14 protein-coding genes are annotated in these 22,310 nt (G+C 41.9%); 3 read left to right on the forward strand and 11 right to left on the reverse strand.

Annotated elements, in window-relative coordinates; genetic code table 11:
* Window positions 1–66: 66 nt before the first annotated feature.
* Window positions 67–1,974, forward strand: a complete 1,908-nt coding sequence (locus DSM08_RS08450; protein ID WP_149525749.1) for an FG-GAP-like repeat-containing protein — start codon at window positions 67–69, stop codon at window positions 1,972–1,974.
* Between the two features lie 64 nt (window positions 1,975–2,038).
* Here DSM08_RS08450 and DSM08_RS08455 read toward each other — a convergent pair whose 3' ends face one another.
* From DSM08_RS08455 to DSM08_RS08470, 4 genes are all read right to left on the reverse strand, one after another.
* Window positions 2,039–3,538 (reverse strand): SusD/RagB family nutrient-binding outer membrane lipoprotein, encoded by a 1,500-nt coding sequence (locus DSM08_RS08455; RefSeq protein ID WP_149525750.1) that lies wholly within the window; start codon window positions 3,536–3,538, stop codon window positions 2,039–2,041.
* A gap of 13 nt (window positions 3,539–3,551) precedes the next feature.
* Window positions 3,552–6,902, reverse strand: coding sequence for a SusC/RagA family TonB-linked outer membrane protein (locus DSM08_RS08460; RefSeq protein ID WP_149525751.1), 3,351 nt, complete (start codon window positions 6,900–6,902; stop codon window positions 3,552–3,554).
* Window positions 6,903–6,925: 23 nt separating this feature from the next.
* A complete protein-coding gene (locus DSM08_RS08465; RefSeq protein WP_149525752.1) occupies window positions 6,926–7,948 on the reverse strand; it encodes a FecR family protein in 1,023 nt (340 codons plus the stop codon).
* A 72-nt stretch (window positions 7,949–8,020) separates the two neighbouring features.
* Window positions 8,021–8,560 carry a sigma-70 family RNA polymerase sigma factor gene (locus DSM08_RS08470; RefSeq protein ID WP_149525753.1) on the reverse strand — a complete coding sequence of 180 codons (540 nt, stop codon included), beginning with the start codon at window positions 8,558–8,560 and terminating at the stop codon, window positions 8,021–8,023.
* Window positions 8,561–8,632: 72 nt separating this feature from the next.
* Between DSM08_RS08470 and DSM08_RS08475 the strand changes: the two genes are divergently transcribed.
* Window positions 8,633–9,985, forward strand: a complete 1,353-nt coding sequence (locus DSM08_RS08475; protein WP_149525754.1) for a Gfo/Idh/MocA family protein — start codon at window positions 8,633–8,635, stop codon at window positions 9,983–9,985.
* Between the two features lie 518 nt (window positions 9,986–10,503).
* Window positions 10,504–10,776 (forward strand): hypothetical protein, encoded by a 273-nt coding sequence (locus DSM08_RS08480; protein WP_149525755.1) that lies wholly within the window; start codon window positions 10,504–10,506, stop codon window positions 10,774–10,776.
* Between the two features lie 509 nt (window positions 10,777–11,285).
* Here the strand turns inward: DSM08_RS08480 and DSM08_RS08485 are convergent.
* From DSM08_RS08485 to DSM08_RS08515, 7 genes are all read right to left on the reverse strand, one after another.
* Entirely contained in the window at window positions 11,286–12,299 is a 1,014-nt protein-coding gene (locus DSM08_RS08485) for a YCF48-related protein (RefSeq protein ID WP_246172535.1), read from the reverse strand.
* Window positions 12,300–12,303: 4 nt separating this feature from the next.
* Window positions 12,304–12,966 carry a YceH family protein gene (locus DSM08_RS08490; protein ID WP_149525756.1) on the reverse strand — a complete coding sequence of 221 codons (663 nt, stop codon included), beginning with the start codon at window positions 12,964–12,966 and terminating at the stop codon, window positions 12,304–12,306.
* 149 nt (window positions 12,967–13,115) lie between these two features.
* Window positions 13,116–14,672 (reverse strand): hypothetical protein, encoded by a 1,557-nt coding sequence (locus tag DSM08_RS08495; RefSeq protein ID WP_149525757.1) that lies wholly within the window; start codon window positions 14,670–14,672, stop codon window positions 13,116–13,118.
* A gap of 18 nt (window positions 14,673–14,690) precedes the next feature.
* The gene (locus tag DSM08_RS08500) at window positions 14,691–16,148 is read right to left on the reverse strand and encodes a DUF4302 domain-containing protein (RefSeq protein WP_149525758.1); all 1,458 of its coding nucleotides are present in this window, start codon (window positions 16,146–16,148) and stop codon (window positions 14,691–14,693) included.
* A gap of 11 nt (window positions 16,149–16,159) precedes the next feature.
* Window positions 16,160–17,047, reverse strand: coding sequence for a substrate import-associated zinc metallohydrolase lipoprotein (locus tag DSM08_RS08505; RefSeq protein WP_187774017.1), 888 nt, complete (start codon window positions 17,045–17,047; stop codon window positions 16,160–16,162).
* 31 nt (window positions 17,048–17,078) lie between these two features.
* Window positions 17,079–18,524 (reverse strand): RagB/SusD family nutrient uptake outer membrane protein, encoded by a 1,446-nt coding sequence (locus tag DSM08_RS08510; protein ID WP_149525760.1) that lies wholly within the window; start codon window positions 18,522–18,524, stop codon window positions 17,079–17,081.
* 14 nt (window positions 18,525–18,538) lie between these two features.
* A complete protein-coding gene (locus DSM08_RS08515; RefSeq protein WP_149525761.1) occupies window positions 18,539–22,210 on the reverse strand; it encodes a SusC/RagA family TonB-linked outer membrane protein in 3,672 nt (1,223 codons plus the stop codon).
* Window positions 22,211–22,310: the final 100 nt, after the last annotated feature.

Genomic DNA, 22,310 nt, shown 5'->3' on the forward strand with positions numbered 1-22,310 from the left:
TAGTTTTATAAACTTTAATAAGCTTAAATAATGTTTTTCAAGCCAATAAGAAAATAAAACTATATTATGCTAAAATCACCATTTAAAACCTTTGGAACTAACGGATTATGGAAAGTTATGGCGACAGCGTTGTTGTTGTGTACCATTGGATGTGAAAAAAACACAGTCCAACCTAAGAAAGAGGTAGAGACACCAACGACTCCTGAAGAGCCTAATGTGATTAATCCAAATCCTTTAGTGTTAGAAGAGTCATTTACTGTAATGTCTTTTAACCTAAGGAATCCAACAAACTCAGATCCTTTTACGCAGCTACAGCGGATGAGCAAACTGACAACTCTAATGAATGATAACGAGGTGGACATCCTAGGGGTACAGGAATTGGCGAACAACGATGTGGAGGAGTATGTAAACTCTGCAATGGATCAAGCGGGTTACGCGGTTTATAAAACGGGAGCTGCAAACGGATCGCCAAAATCCATATTCTATAAGAAATCGAGATTTACCTTAGTTAATGCCGGCCATTTGATTAAGGAATTCGTAGCAGGAACTGTTATCTCTAGCGCGAAGTGGGTCATTCTAAAGGATGTGAAAAATAATAATGAATACTTTGTTATCAACTCGCATTGGTATCACACTGCTGATGCTGGTGAATATCGTAAAGAGTTTGCTCAGATTTTATTAGATTGTATTAAAGCAAACCACGGTGGCCGTCCTGTTATCTGTTTGGGTGATTTTAACGCTATCCCAGGCACAACCGAGATAAATACGATCAAAAACGCGGATGGCTTCAATATGGTCGATGCGCTAATGGAATCGCAAGGAGATCCAACCTTCCATAACTGGACGGGAATAGGAACAAAGAAGATTGACTACGTCATGAGCACGCGCGATTTAGCTTTCCGCAGTTACAAGGTCGTTAAAGACAAATATACTGTGGACGGCAAAACAATGTGGCCATCAGACCATTTTCCAGTGTTCGCTCGATATATTCCAGCAATTTTTGGAGCTGCCAAGCAAGATGCTTCAGCAGCGTCGACCGATGCTAAAAATCAATACTATTTTGCTGACGTCAATGGCGATGGAAAAAAAGATAAAATCAGTTGGGATGCAGGTGCTAATGGGGGCAAGGTTTCGGTTTATTTAGCAAATGGTAGCGGCGGATTCCAGAGCACAGCGATTGTTCATGACGCATCTGCAAGTACATCGGCTGATTCATACTATTATTTCGCTGACGTGAATGGCGACAAGAAAGCTGATTTAATTCGTTGGAATAAGGGATTGGTTTCAGGTAAAACGCAGGTTTACTTAGCATCTAGCAATGGCAGTTTTTCTGCAACGGCCATCGACAATCCAGAAGGTACATCTGCTGGAACAACGACTAAGTTTTACTTTTCCGATGTCAATGGTGATGGAATGGCTGATAAGATCTATTGGAATTCTACGCATGATGGTGGAAATATTCGTGTTTATTTAGCTACCGGAGATGGTAATTTCTCAGGTTCTGTGAAAAGCTCTTCCAATGTGGGCAGCACTACAGCTAGAACTAACTATTATTTTGCTGATATTAATGGGGATGGTAAGAATGATTTAGTTCGTTGGCAAGCAAGTTTAGATAGCGGAAAGGCTATGGTATTCCTTTCCAATGGCGACGGAACGTTCACCAAATCTGTTGATCACTCTAACGCAGGAGCAACGAGCGGTTTGGAAAGTACTAAATTCTACTTTGCTGATGTGAACGGCGATGGTAAAGCCGATAAGATCTATTGGAATGCTTCAAACAACTTAGGAGAGCCGAAGATTTACTTAGGCACGAGTACAACATTTGAAAGTCCGGTTTATTCTTTGCGCGGAACCTCGCAGAAAGAGACTACGAATTATTATTTCGAGGATATTAATGGAGATGGCAAAGCTGATCAGATTCGTTGGAATCCAACTGAGAATAACGGAGCTATTAAGACTTATTCTGTTCGATAACTCCGGAAGATCCTTCCATAGTATAAACAAAAAGCCACTAGCAAAAACTAGTGGCTTTATTGTTTTATCGTTTATCCCACCAAACTTTCGAAAGGAAGGAATCACCATTGCTCATTCGTCCGACCGCTTCGTCATAGTTTGCTTTGTTCAATTCTGACTCATCGCTGGAATAGATGGCACGACGCGGAATTTGTCCGTTTGTCGAACCTGGATTTGGACCAGCCGTTAGGCGAGGGTATCCTGTTCGTCGCCACTCGGAGAATGCCTCCATATTACGACCAAACAGATGAATCCATTTTTGAGTGGCTATTTTCTCCATCTTTTGATCGTTTGATAGTCCTGTCAATGCTAGGACGTTCTGCTCGTAAGTCGCAGGAAGAGTGGAAAGGTTATAAGGTGGCAATGCTGCCGCCGCCTTTACTCCATTCAAGAAATTGCTCTCTACATCCCCCGCGCTCAATCCCCATCCAAGGATAGCGGCTTCTGCTTTATAGAAACAAACGTCCGAATAAGTTAAAGCATATACAGGAATTGGTGTGAAGCTTTGACTGAAATAGGTAGCTCTATTCGGTGTGGAGTAATTCGCCCGAATCAACTGTGATAGCTGATTGTCTGTCAATGCAACGCCGATCCCTTGATAGGTTGTGTTTCCATTGATCGTAACGGGCTCTGCCAGTAAAGGAAGGCGAGGGTCGTTATACTCTTTTAATTTATCGACTAAGGTATTAGCGAGGTACCTTAAATCGGCACTACCTGTTGTCAACTGTCTTAAAATAGGATTTTGATTCTCAGCTTGTGCATTGTTGAAAGTTGCAACAGCAGCGTTATCTGCGTTGCTGCTTAATAAGCCGTAGCTAGAACCTATCGCTTCCGTTACTGTTTGCTGTGCTAAGCTCGCGTTAGCATAACGGATGCGCATTCCCAAGCGAAGCTTTAGGGAGTTTCCAAATTTCTTCCATTTGTCGATGTTTCCAGCATAGAAGAAATCAGAAGTGCCGTAGCTGGCGTCGCCTGTCGTTAATTTGCCCAATGCTGCATTTAACTTCAGAATTAAAGCCGGATAGATGTCCTCTTGTTTGTCGAACTTTGGAGTTCTGTTAATTTCGGTGCTCGACTTTGTAATTTCCGAGAAAGGGATATCTCCAAAAAGATCCGTTAGACGTTGGAAAAGGAATACCTCATAAATTTCTGCGATAGCCAGTTTACTTCTCCCTGCGGGATCATTTTCTAGACCTTTGAGCTCTTCGCGAATTTGTGCAATATTTCTAAATAACTGATAATGCTGCGACCAGATTAGGTTTTCAGGACCTTCAAAATATCTTGAAACAGGGACAACCGGACCGCCTGCCCAATGTTGGATCCATGAACCAAATTTAGTGTTCGGGAGCTCACCAGATTCTTGAAAAGTACCATCACGTAATACGCGGGCCATTAAAAGTGCGGGGTCGACTTCGGTCACCGAAGTCGGGGGAGTGTTTATTCTTTCGAAATCCTTTGTACATGACGCCGATGTCATCAATAGGGCGCCGATGCTTATATAGGTGATATATTTTAGAGTTTTCATTGTTTTTATTGATTTACAGGCCCATTGATAAATTAATTCCAAAGTTTCGCATCATTGGAAGAGATGTGGACTCAATACCAATCGATGAGTTATGCACGTTAAACGATGCCGATTCAGGTGAGAATCCATCTGTTTTTCGTTGGAAATAGAATAGGTTTCTTCCGTAAACTCCAAGCTTTAAGTTCTTCACTGCTTTATGAGGAAGGAAGCTCTTCGGAAGGTTGTAGGATAGGCTGATTTCACGCATCGCGATATAGCTCATATCGTTGATCATCTCTTCAGATACCATGACTTCTTTATCGCTGGCGACCATGTTCCAGTAATCCTGTGCATTTACCTGTTTGCTGTTTTCTACTCCCGTGCTTACCCACTGGCCGTTTCCGTTCTGAGAAGCTACCATCCCTGAAGCCACATAAGTTCCATCACGACCCTCCAAAGTTTTCTTTGAAGTACCATAGATAATCTGCTCGCGATTAGATTGTGAGAAGATAATGCCACCCTGGCGAATATCCACCAATACATGTAATGCAAATCCTTTATAACGTAAGTTATTGGAAAATCCGCCAATCCAATCCGGTTGAGCATTGCCTAAATCCGTTTCCACGCGGCCGGATGTACGAAGTGGTAAACCTGTATTTGGATCGATCAATCTATTGCCAGCGTCATCTTTAATCCATGCGAATTGCGTACCGATCAATTGCCCGAAAGGTTTTCCAACTTCGGCTACAACGTTGATACCTCTGTCCGTTGCCAATAAGAAAGTTTCTACGCCCGGATAAAGCGATTCTACTTTATTGCGGTTTCTGTTAAAGTTAAATTGACTGGTCCATTCGAAGTTTTCCGTTTTTACAGGAGTACCCGATACGACAAATTCAAAGCCTTTATTGGAGATTTCACCTGCATTGATCCTATTCTTGACATACAAGCTTGACGGCGAAATAGGAACATCTAAGATTTGATTCTTCGTACGTGCTTCATAGTAAGTAAAGGATAGCGACAATCTGCTTGATAGGAACCTAAAGTCCGCACCGGCCTCAATAGAGGTCGTCAACTCATTCTTTAGGTCCGGATCAGGAATGATCTCTGTATAAGACGCCATCGGAATACCGCCATGCGTGTACTGATTCAGACTATAGGCACCAGTCAACTGATACGGATTCCCTGAACTACCGGCTTGTGCCCAAGACGCTCTGATTTTAGCATAAGGCATTGTCGAAGATTTCCAGTTGAAAGCATCACTTAATACCAAGCTACTACTTACAGAAGGGTAGAAGAAAGAATTGTTCTTTTTGGACAGGGTAGAAGACCAGTCATTACGTGCGGAGAAATCTACAAACCAATAATCGCGGAACGCAAACTGTCCCGACATATAAGCGGAGTTGATCTGTGATTCAATCAGATCAAAAAGATACGTGTTAGTCGTTGTGTTGTTGATAACGTAAAGGTTCGGAACAATAAACTGATTTCCCGTATTACCTGTTAAACGGAGATAGCGGCTTAGATGACTCGCTCCTAAGTTGAAACTTAGATTGATATCATCGTTTGCTGCAAAATTAGAGCTTGCTAAGAAGTCGTAATTATCCTCTCTGCTGCGAATAACCTCTTCACGGATGTCGCCTTTTCTATTTAAACTTTGATAGGTGTTAATCGGACGATATCTAAAACGCTGATCTGTATAGAAGTCCGTGCCGCCTGTAGCCGATAATTTTAACCATGGCATAACATCGTAGGATAGTCTCAACATCCCGATCAATCTATCGCGACGATCTTCATTGTGGTTTTCATTGATTGTCCAGAAGGGGTTAGCCGTCGAACTATTCGTTGCATAGGTTTTTTCCAATCCTTCAAAAACGCCGGAAAAGCCCAGTTGTTTTTTTACCTCATCGGCTGTCCACTTGTAGCTGGAAGCGATACTATTGCTTAAACTTCTAGGCTGACTGATGAATAAGTATGCTGGGTTATCCGCTGCATCTGAAACCGTCGGTCGATTCTCTGCTTGTTGGATTATGTAATTTGCTTTAACGTCAATATGTAGCTTATCGGTAATCTTTGCTTGCGAGCGAAGACCGAAGTTATTACGGTTTAACGTATTTGTAGGGATATATCCGTCGACATTCGTATTTGCATAAGAGAAACGGTAGTTAACTTTTTCATTTCCACCATCCACACTTAAGTTATTGACCCATTGTTTTTCGGTTTGGAAGAAACTTTTATATGTATCTGCTGCGGGATTAAGAGCTAAGACATTTCCATACATATCTTCATATTGCTGCCCTTCCATACGCGCTCCCCAGCTTGCACGCGTTGTTCTGTCGCGGCCGCCGGACATTTTAGGAATACCAGCGTAGTTGTTCGCCAATGCTTCCGCCATCGACACGATAGTGCCATCGTCCTTACGGAAGTGGGTAAATGTTCCGTTCAAACCCTGCCCATATTCATTTTGAAAATCCGGTAATACCAGTCCTGTACCGATCGAGTAATCAGAATTGAAGTTAAAGTTTGTTTTACCGGCTTTTCCTGATTTCGTGGTAATCAGGATAACACCATTACTACCGCGTTGACCATAAAGTGCCGCAGCGTTAGGTCCTTTTAATACCGACATGCTTTCGATGTCATCCGGGTTTATATTTCCAATACCATCGCCATAATCGGTTCCTCCCCATTGAGAAGGGGCAGATAGGTTCTGATTATCAATCGGAACACCATCCACCACATATAGCGGCTGGCTATTCCCGATCAGCGAGTTATTCCCGCGGATGACAACCTTGGCAGAGCCACCAGCACCCGATGCGGCACGGCTTACTTGTACACCAGCAACTTTACCGGATAGGGCATTCGCAACGTTCGCTTCTTTGCCGTTAGTCAGCTCGTCGCCTTTAAGCTCCGCAACGGTATAACCTAGAGCTTTTTTGTCACGCTTGATACCCAAAGCCGTTACTACAACCTCTTCCAGGTTCTCAGCACTCGACTCTAATGTCACCGATAGCGATACTTTGTCGTTGCCCTTGATGTTATAGTCGCTTAATGTCTTCGAGCTATAGCCTAGGGAATTGAAGGTAAAGCTATAGCCCTGTCCATCTGGAATCTGACTGAAGCTAAACGTTCCTGCAGCATTAGTCACGGTAGTCTGTCTAAACGATTGTGTTTTGTTTTCAATTATAACTGTCACGCCTTCTACCGTGTTTCCATTGCCATCTCTCACGACGCCATTTACGCTAGCAGTGCTTTGTGCCATTCCGACCTGAACGCTCATGCTCATTGCGCCGCAAAGTGCCATGTGCAAGGCCCATGTGCTCTTAGGCCGAGAAAAGTGGAGCAGGAATGCTGTCAGCACTCCTTTTTTCTTGTGTAAATAATTACTCATAATCAATTAATATTTGTTTGTACTTAGTTTTTCAATGCGACGATGTCCGTTTTGTGCAAATAGTTGATTTCTTTGATGATATCTACATAGGCATCGGGGGTATCCTTGAACGTCCCACTGAAATAGAAATTGGGCGCAAGGTAGGATGTTGTTTTTAACTTAATGTTAAAGTTATGCTGTAAAATGTTTAATAAATCTTTTATTGGAATATTTTTAATGATAATTCTCCTGCGTTCTTGCTTGTAAAAACCTTCTCGATCATATTCATTGTTCACGGTTTTTACCTCGGAGACAATTTTCTGTTGCAGATGATCAACGACGATTTCTCCGGATTTTTCAAAAAGCTTTTGGATAGGCTTTTCACTTTTTAAATCCCTATCTATTATATCAATTTTACCTTCGATCAGTTGAACGCGCGTCGATTTTCCATAAATTTCATCGACGATAAAGGTGGTGCCGAGAGCCGTAGTGATCAGTTTGTCGGAGAAAACTCGAAATGGACGGTTTTTATCTTTTCGTACTTCGAAAGTCGCTTTACCTTTCAGTTCTATTTTACGCTCCTTTAAACTGGCAAAGTCTTCCGCAAACCGTATTTCAGATCCCTTTGCTAGCAAAATTCTGGAGCTGTCACTGCAATAAATCTCCATGTCATCATTGCTCGAGTTGATATAGAAGAGGTTTCCAACGGGCATTGTCGTTGATTCAGATTTCGGAGATTTTTCCTGCGCAAGTGGGAGAGTAGGCTCCTTTTCTTTTTGGAGATGAACGACTATGCCAATAGCTAACAACACAGTAGCGGCGATAGCCGCATTAGTCATTACTAGTGAGCGTTTATTTGATTTGCGCTGAGAATCGATTCTTGAAATAACTTGGACTTTCAATTTATCCTCTTCTGCATATCTTAAATCGCTTGTCAGATCCCAGTCGTTGGAGGAAAGGAATTCATCAAGATCGACATCGTTCTCTTGCAAGAAGCGTTCAATCGCAGCCGATTCTTCCTTGTTAGATTTGCCTTGGAGGTATTTTTCAAATTGGTCTCGTGTCATAACTATAATGAATACGACGGAAACTTTCGGTACCCCTAATGTTAAATAAATTTTATTCGTCTTTATTAGTCGCTATAGCAACTTCAAAAAGATCAGTAGCGCGAGAAAGTTAGAAAAAGATTTACGGATGGTTTTTAAGGCGAGTGCAATATGGTTTTCTACGGTGCGAGGTGAAATATTAAGTCGTGCGGCTATCTCCTTGTAATTAAGATGCTCAAATCGACTTAATTTAAATACAAGCTTCCGCATGGGCGGTAGTTGATCGATCAGCCGCTCAACCTTTCCTTCAGTTTCTTTCCATTCGAGTTGGGTTAAACTATTCGGGGCATAGCTTGCCTGTGGAAGGCTCTCCATAGCATGTTTTCGTCGATACTCTTCTTTAACGATGTCCAGCAAGATGCTACGGGTAATGGTGAATATCTGAGCGTCTATAGAGCTAGCGATGTTTTTTTGCGTTATGTTTCGCCATAATTTGATGAATACCCGTTGCACCGTTTCCTCGGCAATATAGGTCGATTTGGTTTTCGATAAAGCGTAATTATATACCTTTCTATTCCATTGCTGAAATAGAGTTTCAAACTCACGAGAGTCAAAATGTTGGGTACTGGACATAATTAGGCATGGTAAACTGTACCCTAATGTAGTTATTTTTAATTATATTAGAATAATCGTAAACCTTTTCCTATGAACAATTTAATTCTCAATCGTCGCGATTTCATTGTTGCTGGTTCTGCCCTGTTTAGTCTTTCTGCATTACCCGGCTTGTTGAAGGCAAATACATTCAAAGGGGTTAGTAAAGTCGGTCTAATCGGTGCGGGATGGTATGGAAAGAGTGATTTGTTCCGTCTTTTACAAGTTCGAGACATCGAAGTATTAGCGGTATGTGATGTAGATAACAAACATTTGGAAGAGGCAGCGCGGCTAATCAGCGAACGACAGAAATCAAAACAAGTACCTAAAACTTATTCTGATTATCGAGAGATGCTTTCTGCACATCAGTTCGACTTGATTCTGATCGGAACTCCTGACCATTGGCATGCACTGCAGGCTATCGCGGCAATGGAAGCCGGTGCTCACGTTTATTTACAAAAACCCATCTCTGTTGATGTGTTAGAAGGTGAAGCCATCTTAGCGACAGCGCGCCGCTTAAATCGAAAAGTCCAAATCGGGACGCAGCGGCGAAGTACAGAACATATGATAGAGGCAAAGGAGCAAATTGTTGATAAGGGGCTATTGGGGAATATCTCGCATGTCGAGATGTGTTGCTATTATCATATGCGGAATAATTCGAATCCCGAAGTGAAACCCGTTCCTGAATTTCTCGATTACGAGTTATGGACGGGACCTGCACCCTTACGGCCTTATGATAACCTCCCGCATGGCGGTTGGTGGCGATCGTTTATGGAATATGGAAATGGCATAACCGGCGACATGTGTGTGCATATGTTTGACACTGTTCGATGGATGCTTGGTTTAGGTTGGCCAAAGCGAATACATGCAAATGGCGGTATTTATGTGCAGAAAGAAGGGAAAGCTAATATAGCGGATACTCAAACCGCAATTTTCGAATATGATAATCTGAATTGTGTCTGGCAGCATAGGACCTGGGGACGGCCCACTGACCCTGAATTTCCTTGGGCATTTATCCTCTACGGCGATAAGGGGACTTTGAAGGGGAGCACCCTGAAATATGAGTTTACTCCGATGAAAGGGGAGAAGATTGCAAAAGATGTTGTTTTGGAAAAAGAGGCATTTCCAGAAGATTTGAAAGAGCCGCGAATCGAGTTGAACTCGGCGCCAGCGACCAGACAACATATGAAAAATCTCTTGTCGGCTATAGAGAAAGATCACTTACCGGTTGCCGATATAGAGCAGGGGCATATTTCCACAGCCTCTTGCATCCTCGCTAACATCTCGATGAAACTAGGAAGAGCAGTTCAATATGATCCAGTACAAAGAGTATGCATAGATGATGCGGAGGCAACAAATCTGTTAAAAAGAGCGTATAGACCCAATTGGGCACATCCATATCGCTAAGCGATTGTAAACTAATCGCTAATGCTGTTTTTATACAGGAGTGGGAAAATTTCTTGCTAATGAACAACACGATGTTATAATTTTCTCTGTAAAAGTTTGCGCCTTTTTAAAATATAAATGTACAACTTGCTGTAATAAATAATCCTAATAGGAATAAATATTTTCCATAGTAGATATCATAGTTTCCTATGCAACGAATTTTTGATTTGAATTCGGTGTTATTTGTCTAAAATGCACCTTATGAAGCTATTTATAAGGTTTTTGTTGGATGCTGTACTAATTCTGGTAGATTGCTATAAAACTTAGGTACTAATGGAAGTTCAATCATAATGATAAATATAGTTTAATAATTTAAAATATACCCTAATATTTAAGATAAACTATCGAAAACAGGTAATTATTTGTTTTTATTTCGCATTTGTGACTAATATCATTCTCTTAATATTAAAATAATGTAACATTTGTGTAAAGCAATTGATGTGTATTAGTACATATCTTGAAAGGTCTATTTATAAGGTATGAAAAATAAAAAAGAACTGTTGGATCTCGGCACAGAAGCGGAAGCAAAAGCCGGTTTCAACTACAATGAAGGCTTATTAAGCCAATTTTTTGAAGGCACAGTACTTGAAAAAAGAACGCAACAGTATGTCGCTCCAAAAATATCGCTAGTGGTATTGGCGATGGAGGAAGGTATAGCTGCAGGTTCTGCGGTTGCTGTTCCGAACGACTCGAACGGACAAGTGATGCAAGAGTGGGAAGTAGAAAACATTGACAAAACAATTTTGTGGTAATATCTGAGCATAAAAATCCTGTTATTCTCTCTTCCTAAAACAACGATTAACGACATAGGATTTTAATGGCCACGATCAAACTTGCCCTAGTTTGTTGTGGCCATTTTTTTTCAAGCACTATCAAGAATTTTCACCATTTTGCTGTTTTGACCATCTCTTCGTGGTCGGTTCTGACCTCCGTCGACAGCTTCCCGAATCATACCCCATATATACCCTAATCAAAGCCCTTCCAGAACGGGTTTGATTGGGTTATACATTGGTTTTGAAAGGGCTTTGAAAGGGAAGTGGACAGAAGTAGGTCAGGCTGGTATAGGAGCCAGTATTTCGAAAGATAAAATGCAGGTAAAAACCTATCATCAATTGACCGATAGGAAAGCCATTAAAATAAAACACCCGCAAAGGCATTGATAAAGCCTCAGCGGGTGTTTTTTATGAACGTGTCTATTTTCAAAAGTCATCAAGCAACGGATGCCTGTTCTTTTTTCAATAGATGTGGCTAAGTGTTATTTTCAATCGATGCGCAGTTGCTCGATGTTTCCATTGCTCCCTGCCAGATAAATATGTTTTCCTGATTTAGACTTTGCAACTACATTGAAACTTGCTTCCGATATATTTCGCCAGCTTTGTCCGCAGTCGGTAGATAGATCTGTTCCGGATGTGCCGGTTGCTACTAGGACATTTTCGTTTATATATTTTACACTAGAGCGATAACCAGCAACTGGACTGGAAGGCTTCGTCCATGAGCGTCCAGCATTCGTAGTCAACAAGATATTGTTTCTATTGTCCTTATCCATACTGTAGTTGCCACCTACCAGCACTCCTGTATTCTGATCCCAGAAGTCTAGCGAGAAAACGCCGGTTGTCGCGTCGCCAGACCATATCGGAACGTCGACCACATCCAGGCTGTTTTCTTTTTCATTGCGTTTGTAAAATGAACTGTATCTTCCGCCAGAGGCGAGATACACTAAGTTGGGAAAGACTTGAATTCCTGAACCACTTGCGGCAAAGCCAGCTTCGCCTTCTTCCGCTAACAAAAAAATATGATTGCTAACGTCTTTCCATGTTTTCCCTTTGTTTGTGGACTTTAATAGCTGAAAAGATCCATCGATAGGGTCGCCATATATAAATCCGGTCTTGCCGTTAAAATCCATGCCATCTAAGAAAATCTCAGCGCGGTCGTCTCTATACACTTCTTTCCAAGTCTTTCCGCCATCCGTAGTTCGTAATACGACTGCCGGACTGCCTGCACTGACAATGATGGCTTCCTTAGCTGAAAAAACTTCAATATCTCGAAAGTCCATATTTTCATAACCTTTCGGATTCAACCAAGACCATGTCTTACCGGCGTCGGTGGATTTGCCAACGGTGCCTTTGCTGCCACTTACCCATACTACATTTTCCTTATAGGTTTCCAGGCCTCTAAAACTCGAAGGAATGTCTTTGACGAGATTATGGAAATGTTGTGCCTGAGCGCTTAGGAGGCTAGTTGCAAAAAGTGCAGTAAAAAGAAGCTTTTTCATCATCAGCTTAAGTTAGTTCTTCCATTAATTTATCGAATGCTGCTTGCAATTTGCTGAGTTGGTCCTCTAAAGATTCAACGCGTTCTTCCAAGGCTGCAATCTTACTGGTCGTGGCGGGCGAGTCGCTTGTGCTGGATGTATCTTCAAAAGTTGCTTCGTCAAATGGACTGAATAAATGTACATAGCGTGCTTCCTTTTGTCCCGGACGTTTTGATAATTGCTGGATATATTTAGGCTCTTCTTCAGCAAGTTTATTCAATAGCTCTTGAACATCTTCCAATGATTCAAAATCATAAAGCCTGCCTGAATTGCTGTTAATCTCTCCACCCGTCAATGGACCGCGTAAAAAGAGTAAACATAAAACAGCAACTTCCTGTGGCAGTAATGGAAATTGAATGGCTAAGTTATGTTTGTATTTGGTAACACGGCTGCCACCACCAACGACGGTAGATATCAAGCCTTTTCTTTTCAAGCTATCAAGAGCTGAAATAACGGTGCTTTCATCGTATTGTACTACCGGCTTTCTAGATGTCTTTTGATTGCAGGCTGTCTGCAATGCATTAAGCGTCATCGGATAATATTCTGGAGTTGTCTTAGATTTTTCCATTAAAGAACCTAAAACTCTAATTTCTTCTGCTGTTAATTCTGGGATTTGTTTAATCTCTTCCATTTTCGAAAATTTTCTTAGGATTCTAAATATACAGTTTTCTGCGAATTCACGAAATTTCGAGGGATATGGTTGTTAAAAAGGAAGATGCCCAGGCTTTGAGAACCTGGGCAATCTTAAGCGATTATTACATTATGAAGTCTATGAGCATTTTAGGGTTTTGGATAGCCAGATCCAATCAATATATCGCCAGTTTTTGCACTATGCATTTTTATACGTGGGTATTCCTCACCTGCCGCTGGAGGCAAGAAATTCATGTGGATAACGGCCTCGTCAAATGGTGCTAAGAAATCCACAAAATCAGGCCAGATATTCTTAAGCCTAGGCGATAGTTTGTTTGCTGCAGGCATGGTAATTTTCTCAGACTTCGGATTGATAAATCCGATAACATTCGTGCTGTTGAGGAAGTTGAGCGCCAGTAGGTTACTTGCATAGCTGATTGAGTCTACTTGCTCACCATTGCGCAACTCAAACTTGTATTGATTAGCAATTCCAATATGCGTATCCAATACAAAACCACCCAAATCAGCAAAACTATGTATTGCTTTAATATCGAAGGAACTCACTTTCATTGGCGCATTTTGTTGATTGATCTTGTCGACTAATGCCAGCAACTTAGTTTTCATCCTCGGCGTCCAATCTTTGCTGTATGATGGATCATTGGCCAATCGAGTAAGGTCTATCTTCATGTTTTGAGGGATCTTAAGCTTGGAAACAACCTCGTATATCAATTTCATTTTAGCATCTGCTTCTTCTAGGTAAAACTTGCGCGTCATGAACTCCGAGGTTATAAATGCGCCAATTTCGGTATAACTATAGAATGGATATTTTGATAATTGCAGGTTTTCGTTTCTCGTCGCATTTCCTTCCGAAACCCATGCGGTGTATTGCGTTCTTTCTTTGTTCCAAATAAGTCCTTTAACTTTCAGTTTCTCGACTAAGGTGATTTCGCGATTGAAAATCAAGGTGTCGCCCAAGGCAGAGGTACTGTATAGTACGCCTTCAGAACCCATAGGTTGATATATCGGTGAATTCGTTACGTAATCAAAGATGTCTCTGTATTGCGAATGAAATATCCATACCGATGAGTTAAATGGATCTACAACCATCTGCACCGGCGTCCCTGCATAGGTAAAAGCCATAAAAGGTTGCTTATAATAAAAGTTCTCTTGATCTTGATAATCTTTGAGGATTCCATTGTTCAATATATGCTGTGCTTCAGCAGAGCCCATGTCAATAATCCGAGCTGTCAAGTGGTCGCCGTATTGAATGCCTTCCAACTGGAATTTTCCATTTTCAAAACCTACGAAAGCATAGGAGTGATCGGCGCCTCGTGTCAACTCTTCGCCCATGTCACTAATAAAGGCAGGAAATAGAGACGCCTCGGTAAAATCGATCGTCGCTGAAACCTTATTGGTGCCAAACTTAATTTCTAATTCTGCGGGGTTGGCATATTGTCTCGACTTGCCTAGCATCGCATACTGCCCATCTTTGTACGTCAGATAGTAGGTCTGAAATGACTCGTGCTGTTTCGGCTTGACAATGAGTTCAATTACCTGACCTTTCTGAAATGGGTCCAGATATTTAGCCTTCAATGTACTGTCGGTAACCACATGACTCTTCTCGATTTCGTAATTCTCAAATTCATTCTTTTGGCAACCCGTAATCGCCAAGAAAACGAGTAGTGCTATATATGTAAGCTGTTTCATTTTATATCTGTTGAATGGTTAATATGGAATGCCCTCAAAAAGCACCTTATCAGTTCGTTTGTCGTAAAAAGCGATAAGTAATTGTTTGCTTGTTTTGGTGTATTTTAAAGAATAACGACCGTCGATCAGTGATTCCTTGAAAGCGTTCTTGAGATTCGGAAACTGCGCAGCATACACAAACTGAGGGCCCTCATAATACATCGTGAATACCTCATCCTCGTCGTAGGTATAGCGATATTGATAAGGAAATGTAAACTTATTATAGAATTCATCTGGCGTTGATTTTCCGGCTCCTGGCGCGTTCGGACGGTCCTGATCGTAAAAGCCAAAATTAACGTTCAACAAGAATCTTTTTTGCGCTGGCTTAAACTGTACCGTTACATCGTAGAATCGTACCGATGCCGTGATTACGCCTAAAGAGATTCCCAAATCCGCGCCCGCTGTATTGCCTAAGAATAATTGCACTTCTCGGCGATGCGGCCAATCCAGCGTTTCAGCCTGATAACCGGTGATCCAACGTGTATTGTCGTAAGGAATTCGGATAGTTGTATATGCGCCTGTTCGGAACATCTTGAATGCAGCGATCGATGGAAACTCTTGTTCGACTACTTCAACCGTTTTTCCCTGAATATCTTTTGCTTCCAGCTTCCCATTGTTTAAGATTAGTTCATTAACCTTAATTCCATCACTCTCAAATGGCTGATTCAAGCGGATGCTATTTACCCCGTTGTATGCGATTCCTGTACGATGGATGAAGACGGAGTCTGCCGATATATCCTTCGCGAATACTACTTGGCGTTGTTCCAAAGAAAGGGTCATGACGTTGAGGTTATTGCCAGTCTTTACGTGCAAGCCTACTTTTCCGGCAATTGCCTGTGCGAAGCGAGCTTTAGTATCCTCATATTTAAAATCGGTCATAAAAGCTTTACTTTCATCTGCCGTTGCGCGCACCATGATGGCGTCGGTTTTTTGCAGATTCCCTTTTAAATAGATGGTATCTTGATTAGGGCTTGATTTGAGGATGGAATACTCAAAGTCTAAGCGATGTCCCCAACCGATTTTTTCACCACCGTTCATCATCGTATTCGGGTCGGCAAGAAAGTGTATATAAGAATAGGTCGCGAACGAAAGTGTCGAAAGCGAAGTAAACTTGATACTATATTTGCTCTCGCTAGTTTTTGTTCCCATTTCTGAATTAAAGTCGCTGACCATCGTCACGCGCTGATCTTTTTCATTGAATTTCATGAAAAATGAAAATCCGCCTTTGTTGGATGGGTAATCCTTAATATTCGGATAAGCTAAGAATTTCCACCCGTTCGGGCTACTGGTCAGCAATGAGTCGTAATTAGAAAAATTAGCGTCGATCTTCTCCGTCGCGTAGTTTCTAAGGGTGCTTTCTTTTTCGCAGCCCCAGGTAAATAGCGCGGCGGAAAGCAATGCAATAATATATCTTGTAAATATTGGTTTCTTTTTCATAACTGTATGGATTAGCTTTGGTTACCTGCGATATAGCCGTTAATTCCTTGTTGAACATCGACTTGTAATTGGCGGAAATCCATATTCCATTTGTCTTTGAAATATTCCACGACAAGTTGTTCTTTGATCTTCAGTCTATTTTTACCGGCAGGGGTAGACTTGTTCGCGAGATCATCGTATGCTTTCTGACCAAAAACCAGCAAATAGGCAATAGTTTCTACAAAATCTTCTTCCGCCGATGCCATTGCATAGTTTCTTACAAATCCTAAGTCAAAGGCTTCTTTATCCGGATAGTTGTGCCAAGTGGTGGTGTAGTATTCAGGATTCACGTATTTAAACTGTGGTGAGAATATCCGGGTCTGATGAAGGATATGAGCGGTTTCGTGCTGAACGGTGTAGTTAGACGACTGTACAAACTGTCTGGATTTATCGTATTTATTGACATCCATTAAGGTGATCTTGTTCGCGCCTTCAGCCTGCCCCAATACCACGGTTCCATTGTCATTATATTGCCCGCTGCCGATCAACACCCAAAGCTTAGGGATGATTCTCTTCACAAATGCACTGTCGCTATTTTTTAAGTAGGGGTGAACCATACATTGCTTCACTAATTCCATCGTAGGAATAACATATTCTTCTTTCGCGGGAGTCGTGTTTTTCATGAAGTCAACTTCTAATGGATCGTATTGATATTTGACAGCCACGTTAAATGGCTCGGTCAGATTCTTCTTGATCCAAGCGTCTATTGTTGGGTTTCCTGCGGGCTTGTAGCCTCCTAGGTTTGGTATGGAATCTGATGATACCGAATCATTTTCCTTGCACGATTGTATTCCTACGAATAAGAGGCAAAGGATAAATAAACTCCAACCGGTTCTACGAATGTCTATCTTGTTTATCATAGTCTTTTTCATAATGTCTTCACTTTTCTATTTATCTCGGATTTCTTTCAATTCCACTCATCTGAACTTCTAAAGGAATCTGAAGAATCCTTCGTGGATCATTTGCTCCAACCGTAATTCCTTCAGGATTTTCCACTACATTGTGATGAACCGGAATGCGGTGTCGAATCATGTCTAGCCAGCGCATGCCTTCAAATGCAAACTCACGGCGTTTGAAATCTAACAGTCCAGTGATATAATAATCCCGCTTGTTCGGGTTAGTAAGCGTAGAGAAATTACGCTGCATTAATAGATCCGATATCTTACCGCCGCCAATTACTTTTTTATCCAGGTAAATCTGAAAAAGTTGTAATGCGCGATCATAATCGCCTATTTCGATACTCGCTTCGGCCCAATTGAATAAAACCTCATCTGCTGTCAGTAATATCGCGATGTTATATGTTTGCAATTGGTAGTCGTAAGGTCGAAACTTAGGGATGTTATATACGTTCTCTTGACCGTATAAATTCCATGCATAACTACCCGCGATAGGAGGGGTTTTCCACATGAAGGCCGTTGCGAACACGCCATTGGCACTGTAGCGCATCATAGCATAGTTATGTACCTGCGAAGGTGCTGTAGCCATTAGCAAGTTGGTAGGTTGTGTTCTTGAAGACCAGGTTTCGGCTAAGACAAAGTAAGGTAAAGGCTTGTAAGAGATCACGTCGCGGATACTTGAACTAATCAATACATCATTGGGAAAAGCAAGCTTTGCATATTTGATGACGCTTTCGAAATCTTTTTTGAATAAGTAAAAACGTGTCGCAAAAGCATAGGCCGAACGTTTATTGAAGTGATAAGCATTTGCTTCCGAATTCGCGCTGTTCTGATCGCCAATCAGTTTAATACCTTCTTCAATATCCGCCTGAATATTGTCGTACATTGATTTTACCGTACCACGACTATATTTCTTAACCACGACATCTTCCACTTCCTTAACATAAGGAATTCCAGGATTTGTTTCAGGACTCGGATCTTGATAGGAGCGAGCAAAGAATACACTCAACATAAAGTGCGCATAGGCTCTACATAATAGTGCTTCGCCTTTGTAGGTAAGCAGTTGTGCTTTATTTCCTTCACTTTCGATATACGCCAAGGTCTGATTTGCGGCTGCAATTGCTTTGTAGCAGGCTGCCCAATAGAATTCCGGTGTATCGGGACCATTGCTCAAGACATTTTCGATAAATAAATATACATCGCGGTTAGCAGGTATGACTAAGGAGCCACCGAAAGGTCCCTTGTCTGAAAAGTTATCACTTAAGCTCTCCGACATGATAACATAGGAAGCTTGAGGATAGGCCGTCGCAAGCAATTCACGAGCGGCATTTGCCGAATTCAGTTGAGCGCGATTATCCGGATCTACCTCAAGATATTTATCACAGCTTGCCAGGAAGAATAGCGAAATAAAGCCAAGTTTATATATGTTCTTAAATTTCATGTTGTCGATTGATTTTAGAATCCTAATTTTAATGAAAATGTATAATCTCTAGAGAGCGGAAGGGCAACACCACCCGACGCGAAAAACTCAGGGTCTTGTCCGTTCAAGCGATCATCCGCATAGATAAGCCAAATATTATTTCCCACTAAGCTCACCGACGCCGATTGGAACTTGATTCCACTGACCCATTTCTTCGGAAGATTATAGCTTAATCTAACTTGCTTCAAGCGAATAAAGCCACCATCTGCAACGCGAGGATCCGAGAAGTTATAGGCACTGTTTGGATATTGTCCTGACAATAATTGCGCTTCTCGCTTACCTAGAATAGAAGGAACTTCATTATCCGAATTGAGTACCCAACGGTTCACGAAATCCCAGGATAGTGCATTCAAATCTGTGTAAGTATCAAAGAATGCGGGGTTCATCCGTATTTTGTTGCCCATAGATCCGGTAATCAACAGGTTAAGCTGTAGATTCTTATACGATAGGATATGGTTGAAACCACCTGAAAGAGTCGGGTCGATTGGGCCGTCATATATGAGATTGTTGACGAATGGCGAATTCATATATACATTGTTGCCCACAATACCGTCTTGGTTGACGAACAATGGTGCACCATTCACAGGGTTAAGACCAACGTATTTCACTGAGAATAATCCGCGCTGTGGGAAGCCTTGCAATGGCCCACCGTTCGGCGATGACAAGGTGTTGATCGTTGGATTACCACGTAGATCCTTGATATCCGATTGGTTATATCCAAAGTTTAAGGAAGTATGGTATCTCCAATCGTCATTTTTCACGATGGTTGCACCTACGGTTACTTCTAGGCCCTTTGCCGTTAAGTTAGCGTAGTTTGCTGTTTTAATGGTTTCTCCACCGATTGAAGAAGTGCGAAGGTCGCCAATAAGGTCAAAACTCTTGTGGTCGTAATAATCCACCGTCAAGGTGTAGCGACCATTAAGGAATGCCATATCAGTTCCCAGGTTCCACTTATACATTTTCTCCCAGGTCAGCTCAGTATTTGCTAGGCGCTCGATATTCATGATAGGTTCGTTCTCAACAATATCCGGACGAGGGGATAGGGAGTTGCGAAGTACCAATCCTGAGTTCTTTGCAATACCTATACTCGCTACTAGACCATAACTTGAGCGCAGTTTCATGCTGGAAAGTACTTCTTGGTTATCAAACCAAGGCTCACCATCGACGTTCCAAGATGCAGAGACGTTCCAAGTCGGTAACCAACGGCCAATCTTACTTTTACCCATTGCGTTCGTACCATCGTAGCGAATTGTTCCACCGATGTTGATTTTATCTCTGAAAGAGTATGTTCCGGTTCCGGCAAAGGCTAAATAGCGCTCGCGCGTAGGTTGAACGTCATAATACGCCTCACCACGCATGGCATAGTACAAGAATATATTTGGATCGATGTTAGGCACACCTCCGCGATCATATTGATAGCCGACGCCCTTGTACTCCGTGTTATTCCGTTCGATATAACGTAGTTCTTGGAAGGTGAATAAGTCGAGGCGATGGTCTTCACCAAATTTCTTGTTGTAGTTTAGGGAATTACGGAACGTGTAATTATCCATATCTACTGTGCCTCGATTTCTGAAACCGCCATAAGGTAAGACAGAGACTGGCTGCGCCTCGGCATTGTTATAGATTCTAAGCAAATAAGGGTTGATGGCAGCAATAGTAGAGTTTTCGCCGTCTACATCGTAGATAGTTCCCGCGCGAAATGCTTTCGGCATATTCGAATTCTCCTGGATCATATGATCCTGTGATGTTTTTACATAGCGATAAGCGGCATCTAAGGAATAAGTCAGTTCTGGAAGAATTTTATATTTCAGTTCTCCCTGCAACTTAAAATCTGTAGACTTGATATCGAGATAGTTGTTATCGAGCTCTTCTAAAATATTGAAAGGAGCAAAGTTATTTCTTACATAGAAGTAACTGCCATCCTCGTTGTAGATAGGCGTAGAACGGCTGGTATTCAACGCGTAGTTGAATGGGTTGATATCGAATTCTCTGTTGAAACCACCTTGGTTGCTTGTGGATCTCTGCAGGGTGCCCGGGGCATTCTGATCGCGGATATAGGCGTTTGCCAAAAAGCCGTAACTTAATTTATCATTGGGAGTAAAAGTGGTGCGAAGATTTGCCGTTAATCGACGTGCTTCATTTCCTTTTGCCCATCCCTGATCCTGCAACATACTTGCCGAAGCGTAGGTCTGTATCTTTTCACTACCACCACTTAGCGACAGCGCATGCTCCTGACGTAAGGAGTTGTTGAATAAGGCATCAAACCAGTTGGTGTTGATTCGAGCAAAACGATCTAGGTATTGGGCTTTTGCTTCAGGATCATTGACTACGTTGAAGCCGCCTGTAGCAGGATTATAACCAAGCTCTTTAGCCATCGTACCATATACGCCATATCTTGATTGCTGTAGAACATTCGTATAAGTCAACCATCCCTTCATTTCCATCTCGTTAAAGATTTTCATCTGGTTGTATGAGTCCAAAATATCAAAGGAAGAGTAGCTAGGTTTTAACGATGTCGTAAAATTACCCGTGTAGGAGGTGATTAATTTTCCAGCTTTACCTTTTTTAGTTGTAATCACGACTACACCGTTCATTGCGCGCGCACCGTATAAGGACGTTGCGGCAGCATCTTTCAAAATTTCGAAGGTTTCTATATCGTCAGGATTGATACCAGCAACGGCAGAGCCTAATAGTGTACTAGGGTCGCCCGTAGATAACTGTTCGTTCGATACATTGACAACATCTTCTAAAACAATTCCATCAACAACCCATAATGGTTTATTCTCGCCGGTAATAGAAGTCGCTCCGCGAACGCGAATCTTTGGCGCCGCGCCGAATGTGCCCGACACGTTTTGAACAGTAACCCCCGCTACTTGTCCTTCCAACATTCTACTTACATCGGCCACTCCATCGCGACGGATATCTTCGGCTTTCAATGTTGTAGATGCCCCGGTGAAGCTTCGCTTCCGGATCGTCTGATATCCTGTAACGACGACAGCATCAATATTTTGATCGGTACTCGTTAAACTAACATTTAATGGCGTACCACGATAAGCAACCTCACGTGATTCATAGCCGATGATTCTGAATTGCAATACCGCAGTAGAAGATTGCAAACGTAAGCTAAATTGCCCATTAGCATTTGTCGAAGTCACGTTGTTCGTTCCTTTTTCGCGAACAGTTACGCCCTCTAATCCGGCATTACCGCTACCACGAACTGTTCCGGTCGCAGTGGCCTGTGCTGCACTACGGTCGTTACTATTCGTTTTTAGATGACTTAGCGTAATGATGTTGTTTTCGATAGAATAAGCTAGCGGTTGGTTTTTGAAAACTTCGTTCAATGCTTTTGAAAGACTTACATTACGAAGGTCCACCGTAACGGTTTTAGCAATTCTAAAAAAGGATTCGTTGGCCAAGATATTGCAGTCGGATTGTTTTTGGATCTCGTCCAATACCGACTTTAAGCTGGCGTTTCGAACCGACAGGGTAATTTCTTGCGCATAGGTCAATGCAAATGCTTGCAAGTTGCTTAATATCAGCGACAGCAAAATGAACTTCAGGCGTAGAAATCTCACTATTCCTTTCTTTTTGGAATGATGAGAAGCCTGACATGCAAATTGATCAGAATCAATTCTTGTTGGCATCATAGTTTTAAATTTGGCTAGATAGCTCTTAGCACAACGCAGTAGAGATACGACGTTCTAGTAGCTATATTGGTTATCAGTTAGCGTTATTTCGGTAATTTGT

The organism is Sphingobacterium hotanense (genome assembly GCF_008274825.1).
GTDB lineage: Bacteria > Bacteroidota > Bacteroidia > Sphingobacteriales > Sphingobacteriaceae > Sphingobacterium > Sphingobacterium hotanense.